A 22579-nucleotide genomic window follows, 5' to 3' on the forward strand; every position below is an offset into this window, starting at 1 on the left:
TATTGTTATTACTGAATTTAAAATGGTTAAATCCTTAATAAGACCAAAACCGGCTGAAATTAGCTCTTTGGTGATGGCTCAAAAGCATATTCTCCAAAAATTAAAATTTGTTATCTAACCTTATCGGGATGTTTTTTCATTTGAATGCATAAGCTCATTTATTTCGTAAGTGTTGTACCTTGGACATGCTCCTGAATAAGATGCAACCAGAGCGCCAATGCTGCAGGCAAAAGCTAAAGCAGATTCAACAGGCGCTGATTTTAAAAGCTGATGAATAAATCCGGCAAGAAATGCATCGCCGCTGCCAACTGTATCAGCAACTTTTACAGGGTATCCATTATGAGAATATAATATTCCGTTCTGCATAACCATGGCACCGTTTCCTCCCATCGTTACAATTATTGTCTTAATATCAAACTTATCCTGAATTGATTTTATACGCGATTGGTCATCTTCATATACGCCATACCATGTGGAAATAAGTTCTAATTCTGAAAGATTTAATTTCAGGATGTCAGCCTTTTTTAAAAGGTATTCATTATTCACACGACTAAAATGAGGAGGCCTTAAATTTATATCTACTACTTTGGTTTTGGCCATATCCAACAAAGAAAATAAGGTATCCCTTGATGTTTCACTGCGTGCAGCAAGACTTCCGCAAACAAAGTATTCTGATTCTGTTAAAAGAGAAAAAAAGCGGTCGTCCCATTGAATGGAGTCCCAGGCAACCGGCTGTACAATGTCATAAGTTACTTCATTGTTTTCATCTGGTTTTGCAACTACAATTCCGGTTGGAAGAATCGGGTCTGTCTGCAGATATGATGTATTAATTCCTTTTTCAACCAGGATTTCTTTCAGACGGTTCCCATTATCGTCCATTCCAATTCTGCTGATTAAGCAGGGATCATTACCCAGCATTTTTAAATGATAAGCCACATTCATTGGTGCTCCACCAGGCAAAGTGGCTTTTGGTAAAATATCCCATAAAATTTCCCCGAAACAAACAACCTGATGTGAGGTATGGAAATGTGTCATATAGCTTATGTTAAATTGAATAATTAATACTAATTAATTAAAAAAAATGAATGTTACATAGCCCGGCAAGAACTATTATATCCTGTCAAATAGGTAATCTCAGTTTGATGCTATAAAATAAAAACGCATTTTGCCTGGATTTTAAAGTGATCAGAAAATATTTAACTTCATCTAATAAACTAAATATATCTATATGGAAATTGGTACGCAAATTATCTGGCTTTTGATTTTAGGTTTGCCTGTGGCCTGTATTTCCTGGACGGTTACTCATGAAGAAATCTTTGCGGAATTTAGGAATTACTGTATAGCCGGTTCAAAAGAGTGCCCAAAGCTGTGGCAGAGGAAATTCTTTTACCTGTTTACCTGCGAATATTGCTTTAGTTTTTACGTGAGCGCACTCTTTCTCCTGATAACCAATTACCAGCTTTTGCTTTCCGGATGGCGTGGTTTTCTGATTGCAGAATTTTCTCTCATGTGGGTTGCAAATGTATATATGAGTCTTTTTCTGAGAATCAGATCTGAAATTAAAAAAGAAAAAACCATCACTAAAGTAGAAGAGGAAAAAATAAAAGGATAGACCTTTTATTTTTTCCTTTTTAAGTTATAGATCAACTAGTTCTTATTATTTTCCTTGCTCTCTGGAAGAACTTTAAATGAAGTGGCTACAAACCGGTCTTTAACAATGGTTCCGGATACTACTGCTTTCTTAATTTTTTCGCAAAATCCATCTTTAGCATGAGCGTCACCATGATCGTCAATGCTTGTACCATCTACAAAATAAGCTATTCCGTTTATTCTAACTGCTAAATCACAAGTTTTCCCGGCCATCTTAAACTGACATTCGCCACAGGAAGCCTCCACAACCTGATTTTTTATTTCTTTTGCGGGAGGTTTGATGGCCGTTACAGTGGGTTTATTTTGCGCATTCGCATTTATTGCAAAAAAGCCAATGAAAAGCATGACAAATAATGATTTCATAATAATAGATAGGTTAGAGTTTACACTGTTTAAATTTAAGATAATTATTCTGTCAAAAATATTTTATTTGTTAGCCAGATCTTCAATATCCCAATGAGCATTTTTAGCCCCTGCCCGATAACTACTCTCTAAAAAATCAAGCAAAGCGTTATAAGGATCATCTTCCTTTCGCAGGTCATCATAAGGCAGCAAGGCCATCGGACTATTATTTGAGAGAATCCATTGAGCAGATTCAGGCTGTAATTTTTCTTTGTCTATTCCTTCCGGAGAAGGGTAGGTATATGAATAAAAAGCTGGATAACGGACATTTTCATCTCCCGCCCAAAAACCAAAGCTGATTACTTCATGAGAATAGGCTTCTTTCTCTACTCTGTCTGCCTGCTCCATATCAGGCCCTCTTTTTCCGGAGAAGCGTGTGACTGTTAAATCCATATGATGCCAGTAAAGATGCACCGGACAGCATTTTCCAAGAAACCTGCCGCTGAAATCTTCAAAAACCGTATTCACTGTTTTTAAAATTTGCCAGTAAGCTTCCACATATTTGCTGTCGTAATGGTTGTAAGAGTTGTTGTTTTCAAATGGCTCAGTACTTAAATTATCATAAGGTTTTGCCAGGATTTTAACCTCAATTCTAAAATCATTAAGTATTTTCATAAGTTTTTTATAAAAACCTGCAACGCTTAAACCATTTTCCAGTTTAAACGAACTCTGTCGTCCGTCACAAATGCGCACTTCCAGCAAGTGATCTATGAAGTTGAATTCAATTTCAAGTACTTTCCCCCGGTAGGGAATAGGCCGGGTAGTTAATCCTTTTGCTGATACAAATAAAGTAACATGCCACCAATGATTTTTTTTGGGCATTAACTTCATCCTGATTTTTCCTGCAATTTGAAAGTAGAGATGAAGGGTTTTTTTTGTGGGTTCCCAGTCGTCGAGCGGCAGGAGAGGATATAACTCATTCATAACTTAACCTTTTAATTTCAATTGTGATTAAAGATAATTAAAACGATTAACTCCATTTGAGTATATATTGTAAATCCAAAGGTTAACGGTGTTGGAAAGAATGGAACCTAAAAATGACTATTGATAGCTATTTCAGCTTCCATACAATCAAGCGAAATTGAATGTTCAAATTCCTTCATTTTTAGCTGTTCACGCAAAAATATCAAGTCCCTCATTCTTTCTATTAATTCCGCATTTTATGGAAAAGGAGCAATTATCCGCCATGCTATCCGATCTTACCGGACAATTAAAAATTAGCAAAGAATTTAAAGAGCAGGATTTGCGTGAGTTGCAAAAATCGCTTGCACAATCCTTACTTCATCAGAAGGTGATTTTAAAGCCTAAAAAATTTAGTTTCGAAAATTCTGATAGTTTTTTATCCCGCACAGTTTCAGGTAAAAGACTCGCAGAAATACAGGAAATTGCTAATGAAGTGATTAATGAGCCAAATGAAGAAACTGACTTGCATTTTATCAGCAGAAATATTCCTGTACGTACTACTCAGATTAAGGGAGCTCTTCCTCATCTAGCTGCCGGAGCCCGTATTAAAAAAACCTTTGGGCCTTTTGATAAATTGGGCGGAAAGGAAATTTATTTTGATTTTATCAAAGTAGAAAATCTCATCCCATTATATATCGAGGGACAGGCATTGCCGGCTATTCTTTTTAAAGCCTCATTTCTTAGAAATCATCGGTACATTTTCGGTCAAACGCCTTTGCAAATTTCCAGAAATTATAAAATTGTTCCAACTTCCGTATGGATAAACACACGCATTTTTAACCCTGTTGCTCCGGAAGGTTTTTTTGCCGGCTTACGTGTTAAAGGAGGACAGATACTGCTTGATGCAGATCCTTTTTTGCTGGATGGAAAATTAACAGTTCATTCCCAAACCAAAGTTCAGCTTGATTTAGAACTTGAACAAAAGGTAGTTGAAGATTCAGATCCTGAAAGTCCATTTGGTGCAGATGCCCGAAGTGCAGAATTTCATCTGCCAGAAAATTTTTCATTATGGTTTAATGGTTCCGGCAAGCAAATTATTGGTTTAGGTAACTGTTCCAATACAATTTTCGGACAGCAGAGTAATTTCACATTCGACGGAAATCAGCAAGCAGTTTACAACAGTACGCTTAACCGGCTTGCAATTCCGGTGCGAAGTGACCAGACGGAATTTACAATTTTTACAAGTGAATCTCCTTTCCTGCAAATAAGCGGAACGGCCCGGGTTAAAAACTCCTGGTGGTCAATCCCTGCTGCAAAAATTGATATAACCAATCCCTATGAAGCAGATGGCAACGGTGGAATGATTCAGGAATTAGATAAAGGTTTAATTAATTCATGGCCGGGACTTGAAGGTCTGGTATTCAATGTAAATCCTTTTTTAATTTCAGAACCCGGACGTATTTCAATAACCGACCTTTCCAGTAATGGCACAAATTCGTATCACCATTTAAAATTATGGCGTGATGATAAAAATCCATATGGATCTAATGCTGAATTAAATTTTAAAAATAAGAGCTCATTTTTTTTTAACACCACGGCCAAAGGCGATGAGTTATTGCTGACTTTTACTGATGCCTCTTTAAAAATTGACCGTCCCCTAAAAGTAAACGGAGAAGCAGTGGCCGTTAATTCTAAAAACTCGGCGATGATGTTCGCCCTGGGAAAAATCAAAAAATCTGTTACCATATACGATGATAATATACTTTGGGATAATAAGCTTGCTGATGATAAAATTCCGGTAATTAAGCCTTTTGCCCTGGCTTTGCATAACGCGTTATTTACTGTAACTCCTCCTAATGCTGCTATTTTATTTGGTGTTTTAAGTGATGACTATCAAGGTGTGATTTACGGTGATCTGCATTTAAATTTTGGATTATACTCATATCTGCCAACCTTACCCGACCCGTATGCGGCCAACCTGGGAACTTTAATGCATCAGTTTGGATCACGTAATGATTTGCTGTTAAAGCAAAGAGGCTCTCATGTCTGGATTTGGCTGGTTGCAAATATCCACTGGGATAAACCTGTAGAAGAATTCAACAAAGTTGGACTTTCGTTCACATTTGCAAAACTTGCTGCCGCATTAGCAGTAGAAAGAGAAGACCTCGCAAATGCAAAAAAAATCAGGCGAAATCCCCAGTTAATTGAAAAAGTTTTTCCACAATTTTCTTCAAAATCAAAATTAGCTTCTGAATCTGAAATTCCTATGTTTTCAGATGTACAAACAACCATGAGTGCCCGCTCTTTCAGAGGAAACGAGCGGCTAAAAATATTGCTGGACGGAATAAACCGCTTAATAACTGAGGACTTTACATTAGTAGATGTGAGTAGTAAAGCCAACCAAATGGGAGTGGCTTATTCCGGAAATCTGGAAATGAGAAGGAGCTGGGGCGTTCGGGGAAATCCAGTTAATGAGCAGGAAGGCCAGCTTTTTCCTATCAGCGTAGAGGGAATGGACGTTGTAGCTGCAGGTTATAATGCCAGAGCTTTTACTTTGCCTCAAATTGCATGGGAACCCGTATTTAATTTTACTCCTGCAACAGTTATCGGCGATCCACCCCTGGGATTTAACTATTATAAGGATGATGGAATTCCTACTCGTATTGGTAACGTTTGCGAAAAGCCGGTAGCGCTTTCTCCAATTCCTTTAGCTAAATACTTGCAGCAAAGCTTTGAGAATAAGATAGACCGCAAAACATACGCTTTCTTTAATCTCCCTTTCGGGATGCTTGCTTTTACCATTCTCGATAATTTTTCTAATCAGACCAAAAAACCGTCAATTAAAAATGTAAGCCCGGTTTTTAATAATTATATAAATGGGGGAATACAACTGGAACTCCAGGCAGGCACATCTATAAAAGAAGGAGACAGTGATCTTTTTGAAGGTTTTACCATTCAGCTTTACAATGTACTGGATATGTTTGGAACAGATGTTCAGGCAAGTACGCTGGCTGACAGTCCTACAAAAATTTTTAACGGTGAATTTGCGGTTCCCAGCAATCCTGCGGATACCAGCAGACCCCGGGTTCCGCTAATTAAAGCAGGATTGAGCGGATACGGAGCCAATATTTTCAGCGACTGGCATAATGAAAAAGCAGTTTTTGCAGAAACCAGTCAGGCGCTTTTTAACGTAACCACCGGGCGTACAAGTCATGAAGTTGTACAGGTTAAAAGTGTCATATATCCATGGGGAATTCATGTAGTCAGAACCATCACCCTTTTCCGATTAGGCAATGGATATGTTGGGCGAATTGACAGCGGTTGGAAAGCGGAGGGAAATGGTCAGTTTGATTTTACCTATTATGAAAAAGTAACAGATGGAGCCGGACAAATCCAATTAGTTACTCATGATAGTCCGTATGAAATGCATCCCGGAATGGTCAAAGGGCTATTCAATATCAAAAACATCAGGGAAATTGAAGTTACTCATGAGGATGCAACAGGGCCACTGCCTGCATCATTACGCGGACTTACATTTGATGCCGATGTAGAACTGGAGAATGTGGTTGAAGGCGGATCCAATAACAGGGTTCCATCAAAAGGTGTATTGGGATTTGTGCAACTGAAACCGGCAGGTAAACCCATTTCTGTAAAACAGTTTGATACGCTGTTGAAATCACAAAAAGGATCGATTGGCGGCTCTGTTAATTGCTCTGTTAAAATTGCGGGCTCCAATCAGGCTATGAAGATCAGTCAGTTTGATGTAAGCTCATCCATAAATGCCGTAGGTTCCAGTGAGATTTTTGTTGCGGCAGCAAGAGGTTCAGTTGTTTTACCAAAAGAAGGTAGCTGGAGCATGGTCATGCATTCCCGTAAGGACGGCACTGTTGCTCCCTTAGATGAAAATATATCGGTGCCTTTAATCAGGATAGGTAAATGGATTCAGGCATTAAAAGGGGCAGATCCGGCAGAGATGGGAAAAAACCTGTTGAGGATTGCTCATCCAATGGAGATTCTAAGAAATCCGGCTAATGATACCCTGAATTTTGGTTTTCTTCAAAATCTTAATTCTCAGAAAGTTCTTTTTCTTACGCCTTCATTTAAAGTGGGGATTGATTCTCTGTTGAGCAAAACGCCCCCCTTAATGGCAGATTCTTCGCGTTTGCTAAAAACGGTAGGGATATTCCCAAATATTGGTGATGCTGATACTAATTTCGGAGCCGCAATTTCTTTGTTAAACGGGAAGGATGCAGGAGGCAATGCCTTAAAAGCATTCAGTAAAGTGATGGATGATGGCATTTTGGATTCAGGGAAAGATGTTTTGGAAATTCTGGAAATTAAAGCTAAGGATGAAGCCGGAAAATTAGTAGACCAGGGATACAAACTGATTAAACAAAAAGGAGATGAGCTGCTGAACAATGCTTTCCGGTTTGATCTGCCATCTGTTAATTATCCGCTGATAGATACCGAGGGTTTTAAAGTTTACATTGAGTATACAGCCAAAAGTGATCCTAAAAATGCAAATAAATCATACATCGGTAAATATGATTTTGATATAGATTCATTTGCTGCAGATTTAGGTAATACCTGGAAAGGCAAACTTAACAACATGGCTATGGCCATTGATCTGGGACCGCTGGAAAGGGTAATGATTATTAAAGGGAACTTTAATGCTCAAAAAGGAAGTGAGACAAATTTTGGAGGAGAGAAAGAGGCTGATCCGGCAAATCTTCCTGTTCCAGAAATTGAATTCAGTGATGCATTAAAACCGGTTATTCAAATACTGGAAATATTAGCGGCAGTAAGTACCGGAGATTATAAAGATGCATTAAAAAAAGGCCTTAAAGTGGCGATGAGCAATAATGCCAATGTATGGGAATATAAATTCGAAGCGTCTAAAGATATTCCTCTGGTGCGATTTCCTTTTGGAGCCCTGTACGATTCTCCGCAAACACCGCTCCGGCTTGAGGCCAGTTTGGCAATCGGAATGTACTTTAATGCAGCTTTAAAAGTAACTACCGATCCTAAACAACTACTTCCAACAGCCGGTGCATTTTTTAAATTTCATGGCGGCATTCAGGTTATGTGTGTAAGTGTTGGTGCAGGCAGCATTTATGCGGTTGGCAATGTAGATCTGATGCTGGCAGCAGATACCAGTCCGCTGGTTTCTATTACCATGAAATTCGGTTTCGGAGCGCAGGTAACAGTGGGTCTGCCTGTAATTGGTAACGTCAGCATTCTGTTTATGATTTCGGTGGAGATTTATGCGGATTCAAGCAAGAAAGTAATTGCTACCGGAATTATTCTTTTCAGAGGTCATGCCGAATTGCTTGGCGGATTAGTTGGAGTAACAATCACCATAGAAGCCAAAGGTTCGATTGAAAAACAGGGAGATGATAAACCTACAACCTGCAAAGCTCAGGTTACTTTTGCACTGGACATCAGCATATTCCTTATTATTGATATCAGTTTCAGCGAAAGCTGGGAAGAACAAAGACAAATTGCTTAAATTTTAATCTTAACAAAATGGCAGCTCTAAGCAATACACGTTTTACTTTGTTAGCATTACCTCAGGGAGTTGATGCCGAAGGGAATTTATCAGTAAACATCATTTGGATCCCCAGAAATATAAGTCCGCTTGAACCGGTCAGCACCATTTTCGCAGGTGGAGTTCCGGCCCAGGCTTTCGCCGATACACAGCCGCAGTTTAATGTTATTATAGTGAATGATGCCGCAGAATTTGCCGGAAAAAATCCGGCTAATGAGCGTGCAGTTTTAACCGCCCTGGAATATTCTAATCAGATTAGAGCAATTTACGAAACACTAAAAAATGTAACCAATGAGGACGGAAGTCCTAAATATTTTGATATTGATGAAAGCAGAAATGCAGATGTGAGCACAGAACATACTGCGCCTCCTGCCGAAGAAAAGTCATTGTCAGTAAAAAAATATCTTCCTCACAGCTACCGCGATGCCTTTAATTTTACCTCACCCAGGACAAAAAATGCAGTTACTGATGATAGCTATCATTGCGCAATACGGGATGCTGAGCCGAACTTGAATCTCATAAAAGAGACAAAAGTAAGCTGGGGCAAAGTATATGCTTATTTGCTCAGGCAACCTTTAATGGCGCAAAAAGCGGGCTTACTTTATAAAACAAGCATTTCTTTAACAGATGCAGACTTTAGCAAAGGTGGCTGGGTGTATATTGATGTTGTTCCCGATACCGTTTACAGTGCGCAGCAAACAGATTCAATGATTGGCGATGAACCTTTTATTAAACGTTATGCAGCCAGAATTCCCATTCTTAAAAAAGATGCTGATGGCAAATTCATTCCGCGTACTTTATTTGCTCCTGTTTTATTTCCTGTTCTGAAAGTTGGTGGAACTCCTGACGGAATTTTTGACGAAGTATTTATTGAGGCATCGCAATATAATGATGGATTTTCTAAAATCGTTCATGCCAATCAGCCGATGAGCGGCAACATTTTAAAAGAAGAACCGGATGGTTTTCATCCCCAAAAGGAAATGGGAATAAGGCTTGGCTGGGATGATGAACAAATATTAATCTGGTATTTGCGGCAATTGGCAAAAGATGAAAGTGTTACAAACCAGGCCGGAAGACTGGATTCTCCGCTGGGAGTTGCCGGCTTTCATATAGACGTTAAGCTGGATGAGGAAGGGGCGGAATGGGAAAGTTTAACTGCCGTAGAAAGTCTTGGCGATATGATGCTGGAAGATATTAATATTGGATCATATACAGGAGAACTTCCTTTTCAGGTTTATCCAACTAAATTATACGGAGTAAACAGCAGCAATTACTGGCTGCCCATGTTTTTTTCTAACTGGAACGATTGTTCATTGGTTATTCCTGATAAAACAGCTGCAGAATTGTATCAGAATAGTAGGGCGGTTCAAAAAAAACCTGACGGAACCGTTGAAGACAGGCAGGTGAATGTAAGCAATACCTATAAGGCTGATCCGCTGAACACGAGGCTGAGGTATGGAAATTCATACTTTTTCAGAATCAGGCTGGCAGACATCAGTGGAGGTGGACCTAAAGTCGGGGAGGAAGCTATAAATCCGGGACCGGGAGGAATTGCAAAAAGTGATTTTAAAAGATATGTTGCTCCCTCAACACTGCGTTTATCCGAAAATGAAAATCTGAAGCATACAACTGATGATCTGAATTTTACAGGTGAGACATTAGTCATCAAACGTCCTGTTTTAGAATATCCCACAGTAGTTTATACCAATAAATACGATGATGCTGTAGCATTATTAAAATCCCAGTTAGACCAGAATTTGGCTTTGGAAGCTGCCGGGACATTTATTAATTACAGCATTGGCCTTTCAGATCCCGACGTAAAAAAAGTGGAAATCAAAGTGGAAGTTGAAACTTTGCAAATGGATAATTTGCTGAGTGAAAGCGGCAAAGACAACTATATAACCCTGTTTACTACAAACCGAAATTTTGATGCTGATAATTTTGAGCAGGAGCTTGATATCAATTTTCAATACAAGGATTTCAACGTTCTGAACCTTGCTGACCAGCAAAGCCCATTTGATAATGAACCTGATAATCTTTCCATTTCTCAAACTGACGGCAATATCATATTACCTACAGAAAGAAATTTGCGGATTACTTTGCGTGCCGTTTGTGATGACCAGGAAAATTACTGGGGAAATATAAATTCAAACCCGAATTTGGATAGCAGGTATGGTAAAACCACGGTTTTAAAAATGAGGAAAGCTTCTGAAAATGAACTTGATTTATTTACCGGCATGAACGATGCCCGTGTTTTACAGGGTATTTTTCTGCAGCCAGATCCACAACCAGTTTATGATAGTAATAAGAAAACCCAGGTGGCCTATTCAAATACTAATACTCTGCCGGATATTGCACAACGTTTAGCTAAACAACTGGATTTGGCTGTTAACGGATTATCTTTGAGTTCTGAAAATGGGATGCGCATTCATTTCTGGTGCAGCAATCTCATTCGGCATACATTGGCGCCCGATGGAAGCAGCGTGACATTTTCTTCAAAAAGCGAGTTGATTGATCGCTGGCTGGTTGTTACTTCGTTGTATGTTAACCGCGACTGGACCTGGGATGGTTTAAACCCTTCCAGTTTTTCTGTTTTACGCAGAAGGAAATTCGGATCGAATGCAGTTGAGCTTGCTGATATGGAGTACCAGTTTATTGGTGATCTTGAATTATACAAAATAGCGTCTTTTCAGGCAATTCAGGAAGGAGAGGACGGGCTTATTCATCGGGAGTATAGCAGAATTATTTTTATTGATATACTGGATGCTCATACTGTGAACAATGATTTCCCGGATACGTTGGAAGTTCAGTACAAAATTGTACCCGAATTTTTAGAAGAGGGTTTGCTTAACGTTGCTGCACCTTTTGAAAGCCAGCAGTTACTTCTTCCTGTTACTGTTAATCCAAAGCAACTACCAAAAATTATTGGCGCAGGCATTGCATTATCACCATATATTCGGAACAAAAAATATTCAGCTACTGAAGCCAGAAAGAGATTTTTGTGGCTTGAATTTGATCAGCTTCCGGAAGATAAGAATGACGAGCTTTTTGCACGGCCCCTGGCATATGCAACAGACCAGCTGATCAGCAATAATCATCCTTCACTTTTTGAAATTCCTAAAGAACCACCACTCCCCATTGATCCGGAATACATCCGTGTAATTGTTCCTTCTTCTGCTCATGAACACTCCGGACTAAAAGCCATGCAAAAGCTTGAAAAATCAATTGATCAGGACAGACATTTTTATCTGCTTCCTCTTCCTCCGGCTCTTCACCATGAAAGTTCAGAATTGTTTGGTTTTTATACTTACGAATTTAGGTTCGGGCACACAGACCGGATTTGGAGTACCGCACAGGGGCGCTTTGGAAGAGCTTTTCGATTGACAGGATTACAGCATCCGGCACCAAATCTAATTTGTAACGTTACCCGCGATGAAATTCAACTCACCTTAAGTGCCCCTTTTGCCACAGCAGTGATGAAAGGTAAAAATGTGACTGCAAATCCGCCAAGAACTACTATTTGGTGTTTATTGTACGCTCAGGTTCAGCAGGCTGATGGATTGGATTTCAGAAATATTTTAATAGCAGAACAGCGGTTACAGCAAAGACCCGTTGAGTTTAAAATCAGAAGGCAATATGAACGATTGGTAACTGATCCGGAGCTTAGTGATTTTGAAAAACATATAGCAATTAATCAGATTCAAAATATCAATGTAGCACTGGAGAAAGAGTCTAAACAGATTGCTGAAACTGTTTGGTTAAATTCTGAAATAAAAAACCGATTGAGATTGTATGGATTACCGGAAGATTGTTCACTCAGTGTATTATGTGTAGAATTTTTTGGAAATATTAATTCCATTTATGATCAAATAAGCGATTTACCCACTAACCGGGAAGAATTGATAAATAATATAGCTGTGCATTTTGATAAAGATGCCGCATTCAAAATGAATCATGATCTTCCTTCCGGTTCCGGTTTGGAGGGTAATAATAAAGAGATGCTTAATAAAAGAAGGGAAGAAATTGATCAGCAAAATCCGGTAACCAGCGATCTTGGTAAATTTCGGATTTTAAGAACTTCGCCTCTTACAGAAGTACCATTTGTATGCTGTACAGAGGATGCCTGAATAGTTTAACACGCATTTCTTAAACCAGATTAAACTTTACAGCAAACCTGATAAGAATTGCTATATTATTCGTTTGGAGTTTTTTGTAAATATTTTTGCGATGATTATTTACTGTGTGAATAGAAATAAATAAGCCATTCGAAATATTCATACTGGTATGACCATCGGCAATTAAGCGAATGATTTCTTTTTCTCTCCTGGTAAGTAATTGAAATTTACTTGCTTCATTATGATCAATAAAAGCGGGTTTGAAATCTACCATGCTATGCCTATGTTTTATTGCTGCAATTTTCATTACACCTTATAATTAAAGATGATAATTTAGTATTAGGATATTACTGATGTAATTTACTGTTTAATCAGAATTGATTTCAAGCATTTTGATTCACAATTTCTGAGATAGAAATTACATACAATTAATCAAATAGGGAAAGTTGCAGGGGTTTTAAAGTAATAGGAAATATGTAATCGGTAGAATTTTTAGCTTCAATTAAATAAACAGGAGTTTCTACAAACCTGGACGCAACAATTATTTTAGTTTCCGAGCATTGTTTACTAAATAAAGACTGTACAAGCTCCGGACAATTGTTATCTTTTGAAAGATGGGATAATAAAAGGTGGCTCATGTGTCGCGGCTTATGGGTTTTAAAAAGCTCAAGTGCCTGATGATTGGACAAATGGCCATTTCCTCCGCGAATACGGTTCTTTAAATAATAAGGATAATTTCCTGAATTTAATAATTCCTCGTCATAATTAGCTTCCAGAAAAGCAGCATGGCATTGCTTAAAATAAGTGATCAGGTTTTTGCATACGGAGCCCAAATCTGTAAAAACTCCGATATTAATATTCTCAAAGGTTATAATAAAGCTATGAGGATCTGAAGCATCGTGGATTTTAGGAAATGCAGTAATTTTTAACTCGCCGATTTTTATTTCGTCAAAGCCATTAAAAACCTTTACCAAAGAATCTTCGATTAAATTACTCATGCCAGCCAGCGTTCCACTGCTGATGTATATGGGCAAATTATATTTTTTGGCCAGGATGGAAACTCCACGAATGTGATCTGAATGTTCATGGGAAATAAAGACAGCTTTCAGATTACTCATGGAAAGCCCTAAGCGAAGCATTCGTTTTTCTATTTCCCGGCAGGAAATCCCGGCATCAATCAATACAGCATCAGTCTTATTGCCAATGTAATAGCAATTACCGTTACTTCCGGAATTTAAGGAGGTGATGTATAGCGACATTTATTTGCAAAGAAACCTGTTTATTTTAGAAAATTTTGAACTATTTTTTAAAAAATCACATTGTTATAAATCATTATGATCCATTTTTGCCGGATAGTCTTTATAAGAATTTTTAAATACTACCTTTGCAAAAAAATTGTTTCCCTGAAAAATGCAGAAAAAGCAGTTGCTTAATGCGATCAGAGACAATGACCATTAAAATAATTTATGAAAAAAATTGTCGATTACAGAAAGCTTTTAGGAGTTAACAAAACGGTTGAACTTAAGGAACTTAAAACGGTTTACCGCAATTTCATGAAAGATCTTCATCCGGATAAGTTTAGAAATAATGCCGAAGATGAGAAGCTGGAAGCGGAAGAAAAGTGTAAAGAAATTATTGAAGCGTATCATTTTCTGGTAAGCATATCTGCCGAAACCCAGGCTTCTACACTTCCGGAATACACCCAAACAATCTCTACTTCCAATATTTTGGATTTTCAGTATACCGCCCAAACATTAAAGGTTGATTTTACAGATGGAAGCAGTTATGAGTATTTCGATGTTCCCAAAGGGATTTATATCAAACTTATCAATGCCGATTCTCCGGGAAGATTTGCCCGCAGACATATTTACAATGCATTTTTATATCGTAATGTACAGAAACAGGCTACAGCCTAAAGTTTTATAAGTACAGATTTTTATTGAACATAAGCTGACAGGATTTAAAATCCGTCAGCTTTTTTTTATGCGTAAAATAATAACAGAATGGAGTTTAGTTATTAGAAATATGAAAGGGAGCAGTCAATAGTTATTAAAAATAAGTAAATTCATATCTTAGAATTAAGTGAATAATTATTAAAAATTTAAGTATGAAGAATTTTTTATTCATTTGTTTAGTTGTATGTTTTGCCGGGAATGCTCAATCCCAAAATTTGGTAATCAACTATTTTGTATCAGACATTTATCCTCAAAGTATCGCTTATTATCCTGCAAAGAAGCAGTTCATTGTAGGCTCAATGAAAAAGGGACAAATTGCTGCGGTTAATGAAAAGGGAGAATATACAGTTCTTTTAAATGACAGTTCTTTAGTGGCTACTTCGGGATTGAAAATTAAGGGCAATAATCTTTATGTATTAAGCGGTGATCTGGGTTATTCGTCATATTCATCTGAGAAAAGTAAGTATAATATAGCCAGGCTGGTTAAAATAGATCTCCTTTCAAATAAAATTACTTCCGTAATCAATTTAGACACCTTGTTTAAAGGTCCGCATTTTGTAAATGATCTGGCATTGGATGATGCCGGCAATATTTATATTACAGATAGCTATTCCCCGGTTATTTATAAAGTCGATGCACAAGGTCAAGCCTCGGTTTTAGTGAGCAGCGATTATTTTAAAAGTGACGGTCGGAATCTAAATGGAATTGTATACCATAAACATGGATATTTGCTGGTTGCATTAAGCAAAAGCGGTCAGCTATATAAAATTGATTTAAAAGACAGCGTGAAGATTTCTGAAGTAGAAATACAGGGAAATTTTAAGGGGGTTAATGGCTTGCAATTTACCTCAAATAATTTATTGGTGATGTCGCAGGCCCAGGGTTATAACAAGGTTCATATAATAAACAGCAATAACAGTTGGAAAAATGCCAAAGTATTGCGGACTGATAATTATAAATATATTCATCCGAATACAGCCGAAACTGTAGGGAATAAAATCTACATTGTAGATTCAAATCTGGATGATCTTAATAGTGGTTCGGGTAAGTCAGATTCTTTTTCTGTGCGGGTTATTGATCTTCAAAAACGTTTTGCAAGCAAGAAACGGAAAACAAAAGAAGTTACAGTTGGACCAATTCAACGTAAAAAGAATTAAATTCATTTGTTTTCAAAGCACTTTGATAAATCTAAAGCTAATGCATTACTGCTAAACTAATATATAATCTATTTTGAAACTTCCATCTTTTCAATATTTCCTATTATTCAGTTTATTTACTCTTATTCTTAGTAGCTGTAATTCGATAAACGCCGATAAATTATATGGCGAATGGAAATATGTGGAAATTAAGAATCTGGATGTTAATGATCAGGAAAATATATCAGCCGATGAGCTACAGTTTCAGAACCCGTCTATAAGCTTTTATTCTCCCAATAAACTTTCGATTACGTGGGGCGGAAAAATACTGTCACACGGTACTTTTAAGATGGAAAATCAGATGATAAGGTATACGGAGCTTTTGGAGGATGGCCGGACCCGGGATTTCCCCTTTTTAATTAAGGAGCTTACAGATACGGTGCTTATTTTTGAAACGATGATGGCAAATGGCACCCGCATAAAAGCTATAAAGAAAGCGTATTAATTATTCTATACTATCATCATAAACCATTGCATAAAAGTCAAATTTGCTTTTGGTTCCCTGCATTGGTAAAGAGATAATAACATCACGATCAAACTTCTTGCAAATATTCAATAAATCTTCAACCGAATTCACTTCAATTGCTCTTTTAGCTTTTTTATCGTCGGCATGACTTAATTCAACTTTCATATCTTTTTTGTGATTTTGGCTAACATACTTATTTTATTAAATAAAAATCGGTTCGCCTATAGTTTTTGTTTTTATGCTAAATGAATCAGGCTGATTTTATCCCAAAAAGAGAAGCGATTTACAATTTCCTGTCTTTAAATTTCTCCGGGAAATAAAAAGCCTGAAATTATATAATTTCAGGCTTTTTGCATTTTTAAGCGGAGAGCTAGGGATTCGAACCCCAGGAACCTGTAACAGTTCAACAGTTTTCAAGACTGCCGCAATCGACCACTCTGCCAGCTCTCCGCCACAAAAGTACAAACTCAAGTCAATTCTGCAAATTAAGATTGTGTTTATTTCTTTTATTTGTCCTAACTATCAGATATTGAACAGGAAATATTTTCTGTAAATCTATTTTTTGGTGAGATTAGCCTGCGGATCGGGGCTTCTGAAGCTGTTAAAATGTGGTTTAACTATCTTAATACTTCGTTTTGAAAGATCAATACTGGCATTTAATTCAAAACCTACAAGGATGATGAGTGAATTTAAATAGAGCCAGATCATAAGCACCAGCAAAGTTCCTATTGATCCATATACTTTATTATAAGTTCCGAAATTATTGATGTAATAGGAGAAACCGGCAAAAGTTAAAATAGCCAGAATGGTAGCCATCCAGGAACCGGCACTAAAAAATTTCCATTTTTTGGCGTGTGCCGGTCCATATCTGTATAATATTGAAATGGTGACAAAGTAAATGCAGATTAAAATAATCCATCTTCCCAGATTTATAATGAATATCCAGAATGCATCCTTAAATCCCATTTCTGATTTTAGGTAAGAGAAGATGTATTCACCGATAGTGATGATTACCAGTCCGGAAATAAGTGCAAAAGCGATAATCAGGGTTAAATATAATGCAACTAAACGCTGCTTAATCCAGGTTCGGGTTTCAATAATCAGTGATGATTTATTGAAGGCTTCCATTAGAGTATGTACGCCATTGGTTGCAAAGAAAAGGGCGAATATGAAACCAAAGGATAATAATTTAGAATTTTGATTTTTTACAATATCTTCTAATGTTGACTCTACCGCCAGGTACGCACTGGTTGGAAGAACCAAAGAAATTAAGTTTAATAACTGATCCTGAAAATTAGTTATAGGGATGTATGGAATTAGTGTAAATAAAAAAATGATGGCCGGAAAAATAGCCAGCATGAAATTATAGGCCAGCGAAGAAGCTTTATTAACCAGAGAATCCTTACCTATTTCCTGGAAAAAGAAAGTAGCAACAGTAAATAATGGCAAAGGACTAAATCCCGGAAGGATCATTACTTTAGACCACTCTACCAATATGTAATAAGGTTTAAACTTTAATAAAAATTTGTGAAGCCAGTTCATTAAATTTTAATTAAAAAATATCTTCAACCTGTTCAAAAAATCTTCGGATGGCATGCAAGGTTTATTTCGTTTGATATCAACAAATACAAGCGTGGTTTCGCCAATATTGATTAAATCCCCGCTTTCATTATATAATTCATATTGAAAATGAATCCTGACCGAGGGAAGTTTAGCTATAATTACTTTTACAGTAATTTCTTCATCGTACAAAGCCGGCTTGATAAATTTACATTTTAAATCCAAAACAGGCATAATAATACCCGATTCTTCCATTGATTTGTAACTCATACCCAGACTTCTGAGCATTTCAACTCTCCCAACTTCATAAAACTGAGCATAGTTGCCATAATACATATAGCCCATCTGATCAGTTTCTGCATACCTTACCCGAAGTTTTGTGGAATGTATGAACATTACTTCTTAATATTTTTATCGTTTAACGCTTTTTGAAATTTGCGGGCATTTACAAGATGTTCTGACAAGGTAGAGGCAAATGCATGATAACCTGAAAAATCTTCTTTAGCACACATATATATATATTCATGCTTTGAATAATTCAATACGGCATCAATAGCATTTATGCTTGGCATAGCAATAGGTCCCGGGGGAAGTCCTTTATTTAAATACGTGTTGTATGGTGAATCTTTGCGAAGATGTTTGTTCAGTACTCTTCTGATAGTAAAATCATTATTGGCAAAAATTACCGTTGGATCCGCTTCCAGCTTGATACCCTTATTAAAACGATTCATATATAAACCGGCAATAACTGGCATTTCTTTATCATGTAAAGCTTCGCCATCAACTATTGAAGCCAAAATACTAACCTGAACAGGAGTTAATCCTATCTTTTCAGCTTTTGCTTTCCTTTCGGCATTCCAAAATTTCTGGTACTCCGTGTGCATTCTGCTAAAGAATTTTTCTGCAGAAGTGTTCCAGTACAGTTCATAAGAATTAGGTATAAACATGACATAAACGGAACTGGTATCAAATCCGAATTTTTGAACATATTCTGCAGAATCTAATAAATTAATGATTGATGCAGAATCTGCTTCAATTTTTTTAGCGACCATTCCCGCAAAGGTTTCTTTAAGTCTTACGTTTTGATATCCTAATTTAACAGGTTCCTGATTTCCGGATTTCAGCATATTAATGAACTTACGGTTGCTCATTCCTTTTTCAAGTTTGTATTTGCCGGGCTTTACATCAATATAATCCATGTTTTGAGCTGACCACAAAAATGTTGCGGTATCTTTTACTATTTTTTGATCTTTAATAGATTTCAAAACATCATTAAATTCAGAACCGGTTGGGATATATAAATATTCCTGCTCACCGGTTACATTGGCACTAAAAAAATTCAGATAATAATTATACGCAGTTACGCTGAGAATTAAGATTAGTAATCCTGCCAACGCAATCCCCACTTTAATACCAAAGCTTAATTTATTTGATTTTTCTGTCATTTGTCTTCAATTTGTTAATTTGAATTCTATACTAAATTTTGATTTACTTTTCTCCATGCAAGTAAACCCCCATGCAGATTTTTAACGTTTAAAAATCCATTGTCTGTTAAAACCCGGCGGGCGGTTTCGCTTCTTAAACCTCGCTGACAAACCACTATTATTTGCTGCCGTTTATCGTAATTCAGTTCTTCTATTGTTCTTATTAAGATTCCCAAAGGTATATTAACGCCACCAATGTTAAACGTATGGAACTCGAGTTCTTCGCGTACATCTATAATCAGAATGGGTTCAGAATTATCGCATAACTGCTTTAATTCATATGCGGAAATGTTCATTTTAATTATCGTTAGATAATACTACATCAACCTGCGTTCCAATGCTCACTTTACTTAATGAATCGCTTAAAGCGGGGAATTGCTTGGTGATCCGGGCATTTAACGTATCTGTTAAAATTCCTTCGTAGGTAATACTTCCCAGATTTAAAGAAGATCCTAATAATGAAAGACGTGCTTCATTTAAGTTCAATCCCAGCAGATTGGGTAAATCAACTTCGCTGGCACCCATTCCGTCCCCTAAAACAAGACTGATTCTCGAACCTTTTGGAACCTGTTGATTTGTAGAAATCGACTGTCCTCCGAAAGAAATCTGCAGAACCACATCACGTGCTACATCCGATGTATAAGTGGTATCACCAAGTTTTAATCCGTAATTATTAAGGATGGCCCGGGCTTCTAAAAAGGTTTTCCCGTCAATATCCGGGAAGTTGATATTGGGTGCCTGACGGGTTATTATGGTCAGATAAATTGTACGGTTCTGTTTTACATTGGTGTTTGCATCAGGGTCTTGCTCAACTACTTCGCCCGGTTTTTTATCATTTAAATACACCGAATCAATTTGATACCTTAACCCTTTTGACTCCAGGAGCTGAATTGCTTCTTCAACCGATAATCCTTTTAACTTAGGTACCGGTAATCCTTCTCCGTGGCGGGTATATAAATTTAAACTATAAAAAATTATGGCTAAAAAAACCACTATTGATACAATTGCGATGATGAAATTATTGCGGAAGTTTTTAGTACGCAGGTAGTTATAAAATTTACTCATTGTGCTGGTAACGGTGGTTAATTTGTATAATAAATGCCAGATGTTGCAAACGCTTAAAGCTAAATAAGCACTGACAATAATATACAATGTATACGATCAAATGCCAAACTTAAATCAAATATTAGGATAATGGAAGATAATAATTGCGACAGTTTATTATTCAAACTATTAACAATTATATTTGGCGCCAGCCATTAGTATTTTAATTCCAAATGCAATGTGGTTCAGTGGCCAGTACATTAATATTTTTATTATTGAAAAAATATTGATCTAAATATCAAATAAAGAATGAAAAAAACGATTGCTTTAGTTACCGGAGGATTTACCGGAGAATCTGTAATCTCATTGAAAAGCGCAGAGGTTATCGGTAAAAATTTAGATCCTGATAAATTTAATGTTTACAAAATCATTATCACTAAAGAAAGCTGGTATTACCAGGATGAGGAATTAAAGAATCATGAAATTGACCGGAATGATTTTTCTTTAGCTCTGAACGGCGATCATGTGAAATTTGATTGTGTGTTTATAGGTTTGCATGGTTCTCCGGGTGAAGATGGAAAACTACAGGGTTATTTTGATATGCTATCCATACCATATACAACCTGTGATGCGCTTACTTCTGCAATAACCATGAATAAAGGGTATACCAAAGCAATTGTTGACGAAGTTGAAGACTTATTTACTGCACGTTCCAGACAATTATTTGTGAACGGCGAAGAAAGTATTCAGAAAGTCAGCGCAGATCTTTCATTTCCGCTTTTTGTAAAACCGAATAACGGAGGAAGCAGCATTGGAATGAGTAAAGTGAAGAGTTCCGGTGAACTTCCTGAAGCTTTAAACAAAGCTTTCGCTGAAGATTCTCAGGTTTTGGTAGAAGAATTTATTAAAGGCCGTGAATTTACTATTGGTGTTTATAAAGGTAAAGAGGGAATAAAGGTTCTTCCGGCTACCGAAATAATCACGTCGAAAGAGTTTTTTGACTTTGAAGCTAAATATACAACGGGTGTTTCTGAAGAGATTACTCCCGGCAGGATGAACTCTGAAGAATTGAATCGGGTAGAAGAAGTAGTGAAAAATGTTTACAGCGTTCTAAACTGTAAAGGAGTTGTTCGTATTGATTATATCCTTGAAGAAGAATCGGCTAAATTTTATTTTATTGAAATTAATACGGTTCCCGGTCAGTCAGAAAATAGTATCATTCCTCAACAAGTTAGAGCTGCAGGAAGAACTATTAAAGATTTTTATACTGAGCTTATAGAAGTAGTACTGGATTAATCCGGTACTACTTTTTTAAATAGAATATCGCGTAATCATTTCTTCAGATACTTTCATTCCTCGGCCACTTTTTATATCAATCATTACATAATCAAACCAACCGTTGCAGGCAACTTTATTGTTTTTCTTAATCTTAATTTCAAATTTTACTCGGCAACCTTTCGTGTTGATGCTCTCAATTCCGGTTTCAACAGTAAATAAATCGCCTAATCCCAAAGGCCTTTTATAATCTACAAAAGCTGCCCTAACTACCCATCCGTAACCCTGTTTCAGAAAATCTTCCATGGGCATGCCGTATGAAGTTTCCATTTGTTCATATCTGGCAGCGAGCACATAATCAAAATAAGTACTGTTATGCACATGATTAAACATATCAATATCATCAGGCCTTACTTTAAATTCACTGATAAACGTGCTGTAGATAGGTGTTTCTTGCATTCTGCAAAGATGCTTGTTTTTTCAGAAAATCAAATCCTGCAATATATTAATAGCACAATCTGATCTAAATTCATACGTAATATTTCCTTGTTTAAATCACCTTCAATTCCTATCTTTGCGCCTAATTGTTTATTTATTAACCGCTTTAATATTATTCACGTAATGTATTTAAGTAACGAATTCAAGGCAGAAATTTTTGCCAAACACGGTAAAGGCGCAACCGATACAGGTTCAGCTGAAGGCCAGGTAGCTTTGTTTACCGCTCGTATTGCTCATTTAACCGGGCATCTGAAGAAAAATAAGAAAGATTTTTCAACTCAATTATCTCTTCAGAAATTAGTTGGTAAGCGTCGTGCTTTGTTAGCATACCTTTTCAAAAAGGATATTAACAGATACCGTGCTATCATCAAAGCATTGCAGTTAAGAGATATCATTAAATAATCTTAGCAAAACTATGTTAAGCCATCTCCTTAGAGATGGCTTTTTAATTTAAAAAAAAACGTTCATATAAAAAATGATGTG

The 22579-nt window shown here is 36.9% G+C and carries 20 protein-coding genes and 1 tRNA gene; 8 read left to right on the forward strand and 13 right to left on the reverse strand.

Annotated features, from left to right (window positions below; translation table 11 throughout):
* Positions 1-120: 120 nt before the first annotated feature.
* Positions 121-1035 carry a carbohydrate kinase family protein gene (locus G521_RS0109230; RefSeq protein ID WP_026898273.1) on the reverse strand — a complete coding sequence of 305 codons (915 nt, stop codon included), beginning with the start codon at positions 1033-1035 and terminating at the stop codon, positions 121-123.
* 193 nt (positions 1036-1228) lie between these two features.
* On the opposite strand from G521_RS0109230, the gene G521_RS0109235 reads away from it, so the two are divergent.
* Positions 1229-1612 carry a hypothetical protein gene (locus G521_RS0109235; RefSeq protein ID WP_026898274.1) on the forward strand — a complete coding sequence of 128 codons (384 nt, stop codon included), beginning with the start codon at positions 1229-1231 and terminating at the stop codon, positions 1610-1612.
* Between the two features lie 35 nt (positions 1613-1647).
* On the opposite strand, the gene G521_RS0109240 is transcribed toward G521_RS0109235, so the two are convergent.
* Together G521_RS0109240 and G521_RS0109245 are read right to left on the reverse strand one after the other, a co-directional pair.
* Positions 1648-2013 carry a DUF6370 family protein gene (locus G521_RS0109240; protein ID WP_026898275.1) on the reverse strand — a complete coding sequence of 122 codons (366 nt, stop codon included), beginning with the start codon at positions 2011-2013 and terminating at the stop codon, positions 1648-1650.
* 63 nt (positions 2014-2076) lie between these two features.
* Complete coding sequence (locus G521_RS0109245) at positions 2077-2976, reverse strand: DUF5996 family protein (RefSeq protein ID WP_026898276.1); 900 nt, start codon at positions 2974-2976, stop codon at positions 2077-2079.
* Positions 2977-3214: 238 nt separating this feature from the next.
* On the opposite strand from G521_RS0109245, the gene G521_RS0109250 reads away from it, so the two are divergent.
* Complete coding sequence (locus tag G521_RS0109250; protein WP_026898277.1) at positions 3215-8464, forward strand: hypothetical protein; 5250 nt, start codon at positions 3215-3217, stop codon at positions 8462-8464.
* A gap of 17 nt (positions 8465-8481) precedes the next feature.
* A complete protein-coding gene (locus G521_RS0109255; protein ID WP_026898278.1) occupies positions 8482-12630 on the forward strand; it encodes a hypothetical protein in 4149 nt (1382 codons plus the stop codon).
* 19 nt (positions 12631-12649) lie between these two features.
* Here the strand turns inward: G521_RS0109255 and G521_RS16880 are convergent, their stop codons facing one another.
* On the reverse strand, positions 12650-12925 hold the full coding sequence (locus G521_RS16880) for a response regulator transcription factor (RefSeq protein WP_026898279.1): 276 nt from the start codon (positions 12923-12925) through the stop codon (positions 12650-12652).
* A 121-nt stretch (positions 12926-13046) separates the two neighbouring features.
* Positions 13047-13877, reverse strand: a complete 831-nt coding sequence (locus tag G521_RS0109265; protein ID WP_026898280.1) for an MBL fold metallo-hydrolase — start codon at positions 13875-13877, stop codon at positions 13047-13049.
* 207 nt (positions 13878-14084) lie between these two features.
* On the opposite strand from G521_RS0109265, the gene G521_RS0109275 reads away from it, so the two are divergent.
* From G521_RS0109275 to G521_RS0109285, 3 genes are all read left to right on the forward strand, one after another.
* Entirely contained in the window at positions 14085-14534 is a 450-nt protein-coding gene (locus G521_RS0109275) for a KTSC domain-containing protein (protein ID WP_026898281.1), read from the forward strand.
* Positions 14535-14725: 191 nt separating this feature from the next.
* Complete coding sequence (locus tag G521_RS0109280) at positions 14726-15730, forward strand: beta-propeller domain-containing protein (RefSeq protein ID WP_026898282.1); 1005 nt, start codon at positions 14726-14728, stop codon at positions 15728-15730.
* A gap of 73 nt (positions 15731-15803) precedes the next feature.
* A complete protein-coding gene (locus tag G521_RS0109285; RefSeq protein ID WP_026898283.1) occupies positions 15804-16214 on the forward strand; it encodes a hypothetical protein in 411 nt (136 codons plus the stop codon).
* On the opposite strand, the gene G521_RS0109290 is transcribed toward G521_RS0109285, so the two are convergent.
* The 7 genes from G521_RS0109290 to G521_RS0109315 form a co-directional block, all read right to left on the reverse strand.
* Positions 16215-16400, reverse strand: coding sequence for a hypothetical protein (locus G521_RS0109290; RefSeq protein ID WP_026898284.1), 186 nt, complete (start codon positions 16398-16400; stop codon positions 16215-16217).
* 198 nt (positions 16401-16598) lie between these two features.
* Positions 16599-16685 (reverse strand) — tRNA-Ser (locus G521_RS18135).
* A gap of 105 nt (positions 16686-16790) precedes the next feature.
* The gene (locus G521_RS0109295) at positions 16791-17777 is read right to left on the reverse strand and encodes a YihY/virulence factor BrkB family protein (protein ID WP_026898285.1); all 987 of its coding nucleotides are present in this window, start codon (positions 17775-17777) and stop codon (positions 16791-16793) included.
* Between the two features lie 6 nt (positions 17778-17783).
* Entirely contained in the window at positions 17784-18191 is a 408-nt protein-coding gene (locus G521_RS0109300; RefSeq protein WP_026898286.1) for an acyl-CoA thioesterase, read from the reverse strand.
* Positions 18191-19240 carry an endolytic transglycosylase MltG gene (gene mltG, locus G521_RS0109305; protein WP_026898287.1) on the reverse strand — a complete coding sequence of 350 codons (1050 nt, stop codon included), beginning with the start codon at positions 19238-19240 and terminating at the stop codon, positions 18191-18193. Before mltG ends, G521_RS0109300 begins: the two co-directional genes overlap by 1 nt.
* A gap of 26 nt (positions 19241-19266) precedes the next feature.
* Entirely contained in the window at positions 19267-19575 is a 309-nt protein-coding gene (locus G521_RS0109310) for a rhodanese-like domain-containing protein (RefSeq protein WP_026898288.1), read from the reverse strand.
* Between the two features lies 1 nt (position 19576).
* Positions 19577-20344, reverse strand: coding sequence for a PASTA domain-containing protein (locus G521_RS0109315; protein WP_026898289.1), 768 nt, complete (start codon positions 20342-20344; stop codon positions 19577-19579).
* Between the two features lie 288 nt (positions 20345-20632).
* Here G521_RS0109315 and G521_RS0109320 point away from each other — a divergent pair, with 288 nt between their 5' ends.
* Complete coding sequence (locus G521_RS0109320; protein WP_026898290.1) at positions 20633-21619, forward strand: D-alanine--D-alanine ligase; 987 nt, start codon at positions 20633-20635, stop codon at positions 21617-21619.
* 15 nt (positions 21620-21634) lie between these two features.
* Here the strand turns inward: G521_RS0109320 and G521_RS0109325 are convergent, their stop codons facing one another.
* Positions 21635-22057, reverse strand: coding sequence for an acyl-CoA thioesterase (locus G521_RS0109325; RefSeq protein ID WP_026898291.1), 423 nt, complete (start codon positions 22055-22057; stop codon positions 21635-21637).
* 162 nt (positions 22058-22219) lie between these two features.
* Between G521_RS0109325 and rpsO the strand changes: the two genes are divergently transcribed.
* Positions 22220-22498: a 30S ribosomal protein S15 gene (rpsO, locus tag G521_RS0109330; protein WP_026898292.1), complete on the forward strand. Its 279-nt coding sequence runs from the start codon at positions 22220-22222 to the stop codon at positions 22496-22498.
* The last annotated feature ends 81 nt before the right edge of the window (positions 22499-22579 follow it).

Source organism: Daejeonella oryzae DSM 19973 (genome assembly GCF_000422945.1).
In the GTDB taxonomy this organism is placed as follows: domain Bacteria; phylum Bacteroidota; class Bacteroidia; order Sphingobacteriales; family Sphingobacteriaceae; genus Daejeonella; species Daejeonella oryzae.